Origin of the sequence: Lysinibacillus sp. 1 U-2021 (genome assembly GCF_029916965.1) — a bacterium.
In the GTDB taxonomy this organism is placed as follows: Bacteria; Bacillota; Bacilli; order Bacillales_A; family Planococcaceae; genus Lysinibacillus; species Lysinibacillus capsici.
Genome location: NZ_CP123966.1, coordinates 1,462,260 through 1,474,069, shown reverse-complemented (window position 1 = coordinate 1,474,069; position 11,810 = coordinate 1,462,260). Strand labels below are relative to the sequence as shown.

The window sequence follows — 11,810 nt, the reverse complement described above, 5'->3', positions numbered from 1 at the left end:
TTCTCATCTATGGTGAAGCAGTTTTCCCAGCCTACTAAAAACAACATAAATCATCTATCTTAAATTCTATCGAAAAAAACTAGTAAATACTATCTATCAACCTTCACCTACCTATAAAAAGGTTAATTTATTACACAAAAAAGCAGCCTCTTCAGATAATGAAAGAGGCTACAAATTTTTACTAACTGGCATGGTGATCCTGCTTTTTCGTCAAATTTCGCGCTTGCTTTAAATCTCTTTCTACACGGGCATTCAAACGCTTCTCTATCAACTTTCCAACCCACCATAAAATAACAATGGCCACAGCTGCAATTATCAATCTCACTGGGCTTGTCAAAAGCGATTTTAAATCATAGCCCAATACACTCATACCTAAAATCATGACAAACTTTCCTGCAAGCAAAACGATTAAGTAAAATTTTTTATGGATATGTGACAATCCCGCTACAATATTGACAATCACAGATGGTGTAAAAGGGAAGCAGAGGAGGACAAAAAGAGGGCTGATGCCATTCATATCCACCCATTTAATAAGCTTCTGTACTTTTTTACTACCTGTTAAAAATTTTAATCTTGGATGTTTGCCAAAATGACGCACAAGTAAGAAAACTGCATAGGAGCCAGCTACAGAGCCTAGCCAAGATAATAGAAATCCTAGCCATAAGCCGAATGCACTGGCATTCGCCACAACGAATACGACTAATGGTAGGAATGGTAAAAACGCCTCTAAAAACGGGAGCAGTAAACCAATGATTGGGCCGAACGTTCGATACTGTGCCGCAACCTGTTCAATATTTTCTACAGTAAACCATTCATTCAATATCGACACCTCTATTTATACTGTAAAATTAAATGAAAAATTGTTAACCCTTCTGAAGTATTGCGATATTCATGGGGTTGATGCCCTGAGAATACTAGTGTATCCCCTTCATCTAGTAATTCATGCATGTCTCCAGCAGAAATAACTGCTTGTCCTTTAATAACCATTACAGTTTCCTCTACCCCTTCTGTATGGGCTTCACTCCTACTAACTGCCCCTGGCTCCATTTCAACCTTATAAAACTCCCAGCCTCGCTCTGGATTATACGGAATTATAGAGTAAACACGATAGCGTCCCTCATCCTCATCGACATGTGGTACATCTTTACTGCTATAACGCATGTAATGGGCAGTTGGCGGCTGTAATAATGAAGAGAATGACATACGCATACCCGCTGCAATTTTCCAAATTGTTGAAACAGTCGGATTGGCCTCCCCTTTTTCGATTTGTGCAAGCTGTGCTTTACTGACACCTGTCGCTTTGGCCACATCATCGAGACTTAAATGACGTTGCTGTCTAATTTTCTTTAATTGAAATGCTAAATTTCGACTCATTTGTTCCATCTTTACTCACCAATTTCTATTGTTTATTTTATCAGACATATGTATACTTTAATAAACACCAAGAACTATCAAACAATTCCATCAATAGTATACATGGAAATTATCAAGAAAGGATGACCTATTTATGACAAGTACAACAGAGCTTCAACATGATGACACAACAAGCTCTTCCAATGACAGTTTTTTACAAGGCGTGAAAGATTGCGTGCCTACATTACTCGGTTATATTAGTATAGGACTTGCATTTGGGGTTGTAGGTTCCGCTTCAGGGTTATCTGTCCTTGAAATCGCGCTATTAACGATACTGATTTACGCAGGTTCTGCACAATTTATTTTTTGTGCACTACTTTTAACAAGTAGCCCTGCCTCTGCTATCATTGTAACCATTTTCGTAGTGAATCTACGCCATTTATTAATGAGTTTAACATTAGCACCTCACTTTACGCGCTACTCCATGCTTAGAAATGTTGGCTTTGGTACATTATTAACGGATGAAACCTTTGGTGTAGCCGTAACAAAGCAAATGCAAACAGGTAAATTATATGGTAAATGGATGGATGGGTTAAATATAACAGCCTATATCTTTTGGATTCTTTCCTGTGTTACGGGTGCCTTTTTAGGACAGTGGGTAGCAAATCCGGAAAAATGGGGTTTAGATTTTGCCTTGGTTGCCATGTTTGTTGCACTTTTAGTTTTGCAATTGAGCAGTGTTGGTAAAAGTAGAATCATGCATTATATCAAGTTAATTGGCTATATGGCGGTTATTATGTACGGTCTTTCTTATGTAGTCCCTTCACATGTGGCTGTACTACTGGCAACTGTGATTGTCGCAACAATTGGGGTGGTGACAGATAAATGACAACAACTTCTTATATGGTCTGGCTTATTATCGGCTGCGCACTTGTAACATGGCTACCGCGTGTCATTCCATTTATTTTTGTGCGTAGTGTAACACTACCTGATGTTGTGCTAAAATGGCTTAGTTTTATTCCTGTTTGTATATTAAGTGCTCTTGTCATTGAAAATTTAATAGATACTGAAAGCGGCAAAGTAGTGACACTTGATTGGCCAGTCTTTATTACATTTGTTCCTACTCTTATTATTGCCCTTGTCACAAAAAGCTTATCGATTACAGTAGTTGCAGGAGTAATCATTATGGCAGCCGTGCGATTTTTCATGTAAAAAGGTCAGTCCTATTGCCTGGACTGACCTTTCCTTATTTATTCATTTTACTTGCTAGCCAAAAGCCTACTGTTAATGAAAATGCATCGATAACGAAAATAATAGGTGGGGATGTATAGCCTGCATATACAGAGGCAGCAATAAGTGCAATGGCTAATAATAATGCAACATAGCGGTTATAGGTAATTCTAGTGAATAGTAATACCAATAAAGCTGGTATGAATAATGCTAGCATCATCTTCCCAAAAACGTCCATTATACTTCCCTCGGCTCAGCTAATAATAAGCCAATACGGTAATGATCATTGCTATAAATCACATGTTGTGTTAAACGTAATTCATTGTTTCTGTCTAAAACCTCTAGACGACAATGAGCTGCATTTAATTGCAGTGCTTCGTATAACTCATTTTCTGTAAAAATTGACACACCATTTACTTTGCGGATACATTCTCCTGCAAGTAAGCCCATCTTCTCAGCAGGTGAATCAGGAAGAACGGCTGCAATAATAGCACCCTTCGTACTTGGCGCAACTGCATAATGATCTGTTTTTTCCTGTTGTGCAAAGTAGATAGCAATTATAATCCGGATAACTACACCAACAGCAAGTGTAATGAAGCCAATCACTGGCTCAAAATATGCAGCCAATCCTCCTATTAAAATAAGCTGTCCAAGTAAAAAGACAGGTCGGCCAATTTTTGGATACATGTAAGCTGGTAATTCCTTTCTTGTCAGTTTAGTAAAGCCAATGACAAGTGGAAATAACACAAGTGCAAAGCTATTATGACCTATCGTAAACTGTGGCCAATATGGGAATATAGCCGAAATCGCATCACCAGGAATAACAAAGAAAATAGGTAATACCCATACATTTTTTGACCGATAGACAATTGCCTGCATACCCCGCTTCGTTTTCTCAATACAAGGTGTTGTAACCTTCATCGCCATACGTCGAATTAATAGCCCTTCTGCAATAACACAAAGGCCCGCAAGAATGGTAATTGTCACAATTGCGCCACTCTCTAAATGGACAGCCTCTACCGAAATTTTCCACCAGGAAAATGACCAATTGTAATAGGACATACCCCATATTGCAAGTGTGGCAATCCCCATTGTCAAAATAGGCGACATTGCATTCATGACAAACAAGATAAGTGCTACTATAGAAACTGCCGTTAAAATGATTAAAAATTCCTTTGGGACAGTTAGACCTGCTCCAATACTAATGATAGAAATAATCAGTGCATAGAGCCACCCATCTTTCCATTGTCCGATTAGCTCCGTCCAGCCCCAAATAATACGTCTATTAAAATATTTACGCTCCTGTTTTACTCGACGATAACCTAAAATAATAGCAAATATTATGAGTATATACAGTAATGGGTTGAGTAAAAAGCGGCCAATCGCTGTTACAATTTCTATTAATATCTCACTAACCATACGAACACCCGCCATTTCTATCTTGAATACTATGAATTTATTGTATCAAAGGACTACACGCTTGCGTAGTACAAACTCATAGAAAGCTTTGTATTATAGTATTTTTGTTCTGTCAGCAAGTTTTATTGGTCAATCGTATGCAGTAAAAAACTAGTGGCCATTTGGAATTGTTGATCATTTTGACGATCGGCTTTAAAATCCTTTAACGTTTCGTTTAAACTATTAAAGAAAGTCGTGTCCATATAAAATTCGTCCTCTGCTAGCTTTAATTTTTTCTGTTTACGATAAAGATTAACGGCTTCTGCGGTTGTTTCATCCAGATAGCCATCTAAACGATCGATTTGATAGCCTAGTTTCTGCAAGGCGTTTTGTGAATAGGAAATCTCTTCACTCATATCGCCCACTTTAAACTTACCTGTTAGTGGATGAAGTTGAAAAGCAAATAATTCATTTTGTTCGATCATTAAACTGGCTTCAATGCCCTGCCCATGAATCCATTCACGTTTTGGTGTTAGCCATTTGTTGGTTGATAATTTAAGCTCCCCGCCATTGGAAAGCTCCCAAGATTCTTGTACAGTCCCTTTTCCAAAGCTCTTAACTCCAACAAGTGAAGCGCGTCCCCAGCCTTTTAAAGCACCGCTCAATACTTCACTAGCAGATGCACTCCCTTGATTTTGCAAAACAACAATTGGAATTTTATTCATCGTTTCTATATATTTTTCATCAAAGCCTTTTGTTTGCGTTTTTAATGGTTCCATAGCACCTTCCGCATTTTGCATATATGCAAATACTTTGCCATTGTCCAATACTGTGCTCAGTAGCGCTGCGACGCTATGTAAATAACCACCTGGATTATCCCGTACATCGATGACAATTCCTTCCACATCTTTACGAAGTAATTTACTCGTTTCTGCCACCCATTCATTGGCGGTTTTTTCACCGAATAATGAGATCACTACATAGCCAATGGCTGTATCTTCTACCTTCACTACCTCACTAGTTACCGTTTTATTAGATATTGCTGCGCGCTCCATCGTCATCTTAATATGCTTATCTTCACTTGGACGATAGACAACAATGGTTACTTTCGTTCCCTTTTCACCTTGAATTAAATGCATTAATTCACTCATTGTTTTCCCATCTATCCGTACCCCATCAACTTGTACAATTTCATCGAGTGAACGCATGCCCGCTTTCTCTGCTGGTGACGAACGAACAGGTGACACAACGATAAACTTCCCTTTATTTTCTGTTAGTTCAATACCGATGCCTACCCGTTCCTCCGCTAGCATTTGCCGATGTTGCTCAGCCTCTTCCTTGGAGTAATACGTGCTATAAGGATCTTTAATGGCATCAGCCATCCCACGAAGAGCCCCCTCCACCAATGCATCCTTTTTTGTACTGTATACTGATTTTTCTTCAATGATTGTCATAGCCTCACCAATAGTATCAACCTCCGTAACAGGCTCCTTTTTATCGCCAATATTAAACCAATCAAAGTAAATACCACTGCCCACCACCAAACTACTAAGTAGGACTCCGACACCGGCTGTTAATTTGCGCAAATCTTCCCTCCTCCGTCTCTTTTACTGTATGACTCTATTTTTTCAAACATACAAAATTACCTTTCAAATTTGTTAAGAGAGAATATTTCACTTTACACATGCATGTTGGTTGTTGATTCGCATGGATATACCTTGGTTCATGAAAAATAAAAAAATCTGCTCGTTTCCACTATAGAAAACGAACAGATTTTTTATCAATCAATCTAGTGCATCTACATAATCATTTAACATATCCACGTCCATTGGTCCTCTGATGGCGCGTTGAATGAGACCCTTGGAATCAATAAAATAAGTGGTTGGAATCGTGATGACTTGATAATTCAAGCCAGCTTCATTGTCTGGGTCCAATAAAATAGGGAACGTTAGCTCGAAGCTATCTCTAAATGTCATCACTGTGTCCACTTTGGCATCAGCAGTCACATCACGTTCAGCTTCTGTTAAATTGACCGCTATAATTTCAACGTTTTTCTCTTTTGCATACTCATCATAGAAGCTTTGCATATGCGGCATTTCCGCCTTACAAGGTGGGCACCATGTCGCCCAGAAATTTAAAACGACTTTTTTTCCACGAAGATCACTTAACGTGATATCTTCCCCATCTAAGCTTGTTAAGGTGAAATCAGGCGGTATATCGCCTTTGCTTAAGCCGGTTTCTAGCTCCTCCATATCCTTACCTAGAGCCGATTTATCTATGGCACGTTCTTCGTCAATTTGTTGTTTTACATATGTACCAATCATCGCAACCACTAATAGCACAACGACCAGCAGTCCAATATTTTTTTTCATTTCTTACCTCCCACATTGATTCGTTCATGCTGTATAGTTAAGCCCAAACAAAGTAGTATGACACTGACACCTACAGCTGTTTGCCCTATACCAAGCGGCTGTAAGATAGCCACGATCAAATAGCTAATTGTATAGAGTATGAGAGCTTGTTTCACCGCTACTAATCTCCATAATATGACGAGCGTGACTACACTTAGCACAGCTAATGTTATAACTTCACTCGATGTGTTGTTGTCATTAAGTAGCACAGCAAGCATTTGATAAATGGATTGTGTTAGAATAATAGCCCAGCTACCAGCTACCATCTCTTGTTCCTCAAGCTGTATACTCTGTCGCTTTCTCAATATTTGCAAAGATGCTACGATGACACCGAGAAGAACACCCATTGTTCCGCCATTAAAATAAAGCAATGTAATTGGATTGTTTACTACTGTTTTGAAATCTGTCACAAGCAAACTTAACTTCCAAACAATAATAAAGGTGAAAATGGCATCACTATATAGCTCAGACCACTTTTTAGAAAATTGTAAGCGCAAGATAAGCCACACAATGAAAAAAGTAATTAGTAAAGCGACTGCAGTAGCTGGTAAAGTTAATGTTCGGATTGAGTACCACTCTGTATTTATCAATTCAACGAATCCTCCTCCGAAAGCATAGCATAGAACCTTTTTAAAAAAAGACTATTTCACACTGTTTTAAGAAAATCTTCAGAAATAACAATAATAAAAATACCCCACTAAGTATATATTCATCATAACATTATTTAGAATCTTATAATAGCGATGAAACTTTCAATCGAATATTTCGCAAAATGAGAAAAGGGAGGAGTTATACTTTCAAAGCGACTTAATTACTTGGGGAGTAAAAAGAACCTTATTAAATAACAAATAAGCTGATGTTGCCTATTAATTGGCTATTACTTATTCAAAAAGGGTTTATTGCCTATTAATGGGTAGACCTATAAGTGTGAATGGTGAAACATTCGATGAAATATTAAAAGCTATACACTAGAAAATGCTAGTGTATAGCTTTTATGCTTACAACGGAATATATTTCAGTGGATTTACACTGCCGACTGCTTGTCCTTTCCAAGGACCGATATGCACTTCAAAGTGTAAGTGTGGGCCAGTAGAGCGACCTGTACTACCCATGGCTGCAATTTGCTGACCTTGTGTTACTTCTTGTCCTACACTAACATTAAATGCACTTAAATGTGCATAAACAGTTGTGTAAATTTGTCCATCGATAGAGTGCGTCAGAATGACAACATTACCATACGAACTAAGTGGTGCTGCGTAAGAAACTACGCCATCTGCTGCTGCCCATATTGGTGTTCCTGTTGCATTTGCAAGGTCGACACCATAATGGAATTCAGGACCTGCTCCAAGATTTCGCCAACCATATGGTGATGTTAAGCGACCATTTGTTGGTTTAATCCAAGTTCCGTTTGATTGAGGCGCATGGACTGTACCACCAGATGATCCGCCATCATTGTTAGCAGCAGCTGCTGCCGCGGCCGCTGCAGCTGCTTTACGTTTCGCCTCTTGCTGACGCGCAATTTCAGCCAAACGATTTTGTTCAGCAATAATTTGATCTTGCAATTCCTGACTTACTTCCAAAGCCTCTGAGTATTCTTTTTCAAGTAATACCTTTTCTGATTTCAGCTTTTCTTGCTCTTTTTCTAATTGGTCGACTAGTTTATTTTTCTCAGTTTTTTGACTATCTAATGATGCTTTTAATCGTTCAAGCTCAGCTTTTTTACCCTCTAAGTTTTTACGTTTCTCTTCTACAATTTGCTTTTGCTCTTCTAATTTTTGTTTATCATCTTTTTGATCTTGAATAATTTGACGATCCGCTTCCAATAATGCATTAACTGCAGAGAAACGATCAATAAAGTCTACAAAACTATTAGAGCCTAGCAATACATCTAAATAACTAACAGAGCCCCCAGCTTGAATGGCACGTGCACGTTCTTGTAACAATAAATCGCGCTCTTCAATTTTATGCAAAAGCTCTTCAATAGAAGCTTCTAACTTTTTAATTTCCTCATTTGTTGCCCGAATATCTGCTTGTACTTTTTTAATATTACTATTAGTTTTGTCGATTTCAGCGTTCAATGCCTGAATTTGATCTAAGATTTGTTGTTGCTTTTCTTGATTAGCTGTAATTGCATTTGATTTATTGCTGATAGATGAATTTAACTGATTCTTCTTTGTCTCAACTTGTTTCTTTTCTTCTTTTAAATCCGATAGACTTGTTGCATATGCTGATGGAGTTTGGATAAAAAGAATTAGAGCAGATGCTACTGCAAGTGTTTTTAATGTGTTTTTCGCCTTACTTTTCACCGATTGAACTCCCCTTCGACTATTCTTTTCTTTTTCACAAATATCCGTTGTCCCTAAATTTTTAAAAACTTACGTACTGACATGAAACTTCCCCAAATACCGATCAGTACACCAATGAGTAACAGAAGACCGCTTACCTGATACACAAGTGGAGAAAAATCTAGTAATTGAACAAGCTCTCCTTGTAAACGTGGTGCAATAATTTTATATATATTGTGGTAAAGGGTTGTGACAACCGCAATCGGAATAATTGAACCTAAAATTCCAAGCCACATACCTTCTAATAAGAATGGGATACGCACGAATGAATTTGTAGCCCCTACAAGTTTCATAATTTCTATTTCATCACGACGAGCTATAATCGTTATACGAATTGTATTCGAAATTAAGAAAATTGCTGTAAATAATAACCCTAAAATAAGTACGATTCCTACATTACGACTAATATTTAAGAAGTTAAATAGTTTTTCAACTTTTCCTTCGCCATACATTACATCATATGTATACTCATATTTATCAATGGTTTTCGCAACTTTTGCTGTTTGCTGTGGATCAGCGGCTTTTACATAAATAACGTTACGTAAAGGGTTACTCTGTTCAAATAGTTTAAAATCATCACCGAAGTCTTTTACTAGCTTGGTTAACTCATCTTCCTTAGTGGAATACGTCATCTCGGAGACACCAGGCAATTTTTTGACTTTTTCGATGAGTGCTTTTTCCGCAGCTTCATCTGCTGTTTCATCAATTAACACTTTAATTTCGACATCGTTTTCTAAATCCGTTGCTACTTTATTTAAATTCATCATAATAAGCGCAAAAACACCTACTAGAATGAGCGTAACGGTAACGGCACTGACAGAGGCAATGGTCATCCAGCTATTTCGACCAAGTGATTTGATACTTTCCCGGAAGTGGCGCTTTACTGTACTAAATTTCATAGCCGTATTCACCTCCGTGTTCATCACGGACAATTAAGCCGCCTTCAATTGCAATAACACGACGACGAATCGTATTTACAATTTCACGGTTGTGGGTTGCCATTACAATCGTTGTCCCACGTGCATTAATTTCCTCAAATAAATTCATAATTTCCCATGATGTTTCAGGGTCAAGGTTCCCTGTAGGTTCATCTGCAATCACAACTTTTGGAACATTGACGATTGAACGAGCAATCGATACACGTTGCTGCTCTCCACCTGAAAGTTCATTTGGAAACATTCTCGCTTTATGCTTCAATCCAACTAGTTCTAGCACTTCCATAACCCGACGGCGGATTTCATCAGGCTTTTCCTCTATTACTTCAAGCGCAAACGCTACATTCTCATAAACATTTAAACGAGGTAGCAATTTGAAATCTTGGAAAACTACACCAAGTTGACGGCGCAAAAAAGGGACCTTCTTATTCTTTAAAGTTGCTAAATCAATACCATTTACAATTATTTGTCCTGATGTTGCTTTTTCTTCACGGTACATCAATTTAATAAATGTGGATTTCCCTGCCCCACTTGGGCCAACTACATACACAAATTCGCCTTGCTTTATATTAACGGAAATACCATTTGTCGCAACAACACCGTTTGGGTATTTCTTTGTCACATTTTTCATTTCTATCATGATTAAACCACCTAAAACTCTCATCTATGTAAGAGGTATTTCTTTTACTATTATAGCACTCTATTTCTGTTTTTTTATTACAGTTTCATTTCAATCCGTGGCAGTTCCTTCTATTTCATTCTTTCCTTGCCATTATCCTTAAGAATATGACAAAAATAAAACAAGATTCGCCTCTATATGCTAGGTCGAATCCTGTTTGAAAAGAAAAAGCATTCAAGCTTTAACTTGAATGCTCCTACTGTTAAATTTGTTGTTCATCTGTTGTTGTGTAGCGCACTAAAACAGCACCAGTTTTCGATTCACCTTCGATAAATAGGCGATTCGCATTTTCAACTTCTTTGTCGAAACGGACTACTTTGGATAAGAATTGATCTTGCGACTCTATTTTAGAAACATCCTGGATCCCCACATCCACTTTACCGAAATTCGTTACGACTTTACCGCTCAATGAAATTGTTCGTGGGACATACAATTCTACTGCCCCAGCAACTGTTTGCGCTTTAATTTTTGAAGAATTTGTCGAGCATGTTGTGACGACTACATGTCCATTGACAGACTTAGCTTCAACTTCATCCAATGCACCATCCAAATAAACACGTCCATTCAATGTTTCAGCCTCTAAATCCTTACCTCGAACATTCGTTAATTCAATGGAACCATTAGAAGAATCCACTTCAGCTTTTCCAAAATTAAACTTCGTTCCTTTAATGGCACCGTTTAACGTTTTCACTTTTAATTCTTCAAATTCTGTATCCTGTAATGAAACACTACCATTCATTAGACGAACAGATAATTTTTCAAGTTTATCCTTTGGTACTAGCACCTTCACATTCACTTGAACAAGCTTTAATTGGCTCAAAATACGAAGTGATTGCTCTTCCTCTTTCACAACAAATTGCTCTAAGAAGTGATTACGAGTTTCTTCTTCACTTTCGTTCATCAAAGGTGCCTTTACCTTGCAAATCACCTGAATCGTTTCTCCTTCACTGGATTCCAATGAGAAGTTACCATTAGGTAGTTCAGCGATAATATTGTCCACTTTGGCAGCAGCCACTTCTTCTGTATGGGTAAATTCAATTTTATCTCCAAATGGAGAAGCTACATCAAATTCCTTTACCTTTTTAACAGCCGTATTCATCATATCCATAAAAAGAGAACCGATTTGTGTTAAATCCTTACGAAAATCTTGCATTTCATCTTGGAAGTATTTCATAAAATCATCTTTTTTCTTGTCACCATCTTTTGATTTTTCTTCAAATAATGGCTCTTTTTCACTTGAAAAGGATTGCGTCTCTTTCGACACATCATTCATAACATGTTGAGTAGACTTGCCAGGTTGCTCTAATGCTTCTAATAATGTAATCGCCTCTTGTGCCGAAATTGTTCCTTTTTCTACAAGTTCTAAAATTCGTTGACGTTCATTTTGCATAAATAAATAGCCTCCCTCAGTTCGTTATACTATTTATACGATTCATCATGTGAAAAGTTTCACTGCAAA

The 11,810-nt window shown here is 37.7% G+C and carries 13 protein-coding genes; 2 read left to right on the top strand and 11 right to left on the bottom strand.

All coding sequences use genetic code 11. The features are described 5' to 3' along the window. Positions 1 to 181: 181 nt before the first annotated feature. Both QH639_RS07640 and QH639_RS07635 read right to left on the bottom strand, forming a co-directional pair. Positions 182 to 820 carry a TVP38/TMEM64 family protein gene (locus QH639_RS07640; RefSeq protein WP_131522080.1) on the bottom strand — a complete coding sequence of 213 codons (639 nt, stop codon included), beginning with the start codon at positions 818 to 820 and terminating at the stop codon, positions 182 to 184. A gap of 11 nt (positions 821 to 831) precedes the next feature. Continuing rightward, positions 832 to 1,383 (bottom strand): helix-turn-helix domain-containing protein, encoded by a 552-nt coding sequence (locus QH639_RS07635; RefSeq protein ID WP_048392043.1) that lies wholly within the window; start codon positions 1,381 to 1,383, stop codon positions 832 to 834. 124 nt (positions 1,384 to 1,507) lie between these two features. On the opposite strand from QH639_RS07635, the gene QH639_RS07630 reads away from it, so the two are divergent. Both QH639_RS07630 and QH639_RS07625 read left to right on the top strand, forming a co-directional pair. Continuing rightward, a complete protein-coding gene (locus QH639_RS07630; RefSeq protein ID WP_131522081.1) occupies positions 1,508 to 2,242 on the top strand; it encodes an AzlC family ABC transporter permease in 735 nt (244 codons plus the stop codon). Beyond that, positions 2,239 to 2,565 carry an AzlD domain-containing protein gene (locus QH639_RS07625; RefSeq protein WP_048392045.1) on the top strand — a complete coding sequence of 109 codons (327 nt, stop codon included), beginning with the start codon at positions 2,239 to 2,241 and terminating at the stop codon, positions 2,563 to 2,565. The genes QH639_RS07630 and QH639_RS07625 overlap by 4 nt, the downstream gene beginning before the upstream one ends. A gap of 34 nt (positions 2,566 to 2,599) precedes the next feature. On the opposite strand, the gene QH639_RS07620 is transcribed toward QH639_RS07625, so the two are convergent. From QH639_RS07620 to QH639_RS07580, 9 genes are all read right to left on the bottom strand, one after another. Then, on the bottom strand, positions 2,600 to 2,821 hold the full coding sequence (locus QH639_RS07620; RefSeq protein ID WP_004227503.1) for a DUF2198 family protein: 222 nt from the start codon (positions 2,819 to 2,821) through the stop codon (positions 2,600 to 2,602). Further along, complete coding sequence (locus QH639_RS07615; protein ID WP_281115926.1) at positions 2,821 to 4,002, bottom strand: PDZ domain-containing protein; 1,182 nt, start codon at positions 4,000 to 4,002, stop codon at positions 2,821 to 2,823. Before QH639_RS07615 ends, QH639_RS07620 begins: the two co-directional genes overlap by 1 nt. Positions 4,003 to 4,124: 122 nt before the next feature. Further along, entirely contained in the window at positions 4,125 to 5,567 is a 1,443-nt protein-coding gene (locus tag QH639_RS07610) for a S41 family peptidase (RefSeq protein ID WP_131522083.1), read from the bottom strand. 198 nt (positions 5,568 to 5,765) lie between these two features. Next, positions 5,766 to 6,353 carry a redoxin domain-containing protein gene (locus QH639_RS07605; RefSeq protein WP_131522084.1) on the bottom strand — a complete coding sequence of 196 codons (588 nt, stop codon included), beginning with the start codon at positions 6,351 to 6,353 and terminating at the stop codon, positions 5,766 to 5,768. Next, positions 6,350 to 6,982, bottom strand: a complete 633-nt coding sequence (locus QH639_RS07600; protein WP_259420214.1) for a hypothetical protein — start codon at positions 6,980 to 6,982, stop codon at positions 6,350 to 6,352. Before QH639_RS07600 ends, QH639_RS07605 begins: the two co-directional genes overlap by 4 nt. A gap of 408 nt (positions 6,983 to 7,390) precedes the next feature. Beyond that, positions 7,391 to 8,698 (bottom strand): murein hydrolase activator EnvC family protein, encoded by a 1,308-nt coding sequence (locus QH639_RS07595; RefSeq protein WP_281115925.1) that lies wholly within the window; start codon positions 8,696 to 8,698, stop codon positions 7,391 to 7,393. A 53-nt stretch (positions 8,699 to 8,751) separates the two neighbouring features. Then, positions 8,752 to 9,636, bottom strand: coding sequence for a permease-like cell division protein FtsX (gene ftsX, locus QH639_RS07590; RefSeq protein WP_004227513.1), 885 nt, complete (start codon positions 9,634 to 9,636; stop codon positions 8,752 to 8,754). Beyond that, positions 9,626 to 10,312 (bottom strand): cell division ATP-binding protein FtsE, encoded by a 687-nt coding sequence (gene ftsE, locus QH639_RS07585; RefSeq protein ID WP_016991524.1) that lies wholly within the window; start codon positions 10,310 to 10,312, stop codon positions 9,626 to 9,628. Before ftsE ends, ftsX begins: the two co-directional genes overlap by 11 nt. Positions 10,313 to 10,553: 241 nt before the next feature. Continuing rightward, positions 10,554 to 11,741, bottom strand: a complete 1,188-nt coding sequence (locus tag QH639_RS07580) for a DUF4097 family beta strand repeat-containing protein (protein ID WP_131522087.1) — start codon at positions 11,739 to 11,741, stop codon at positions 10,554 to 10,556. Positions 11,742 to 11,810 lie beyond the last annotated feature (69 nt).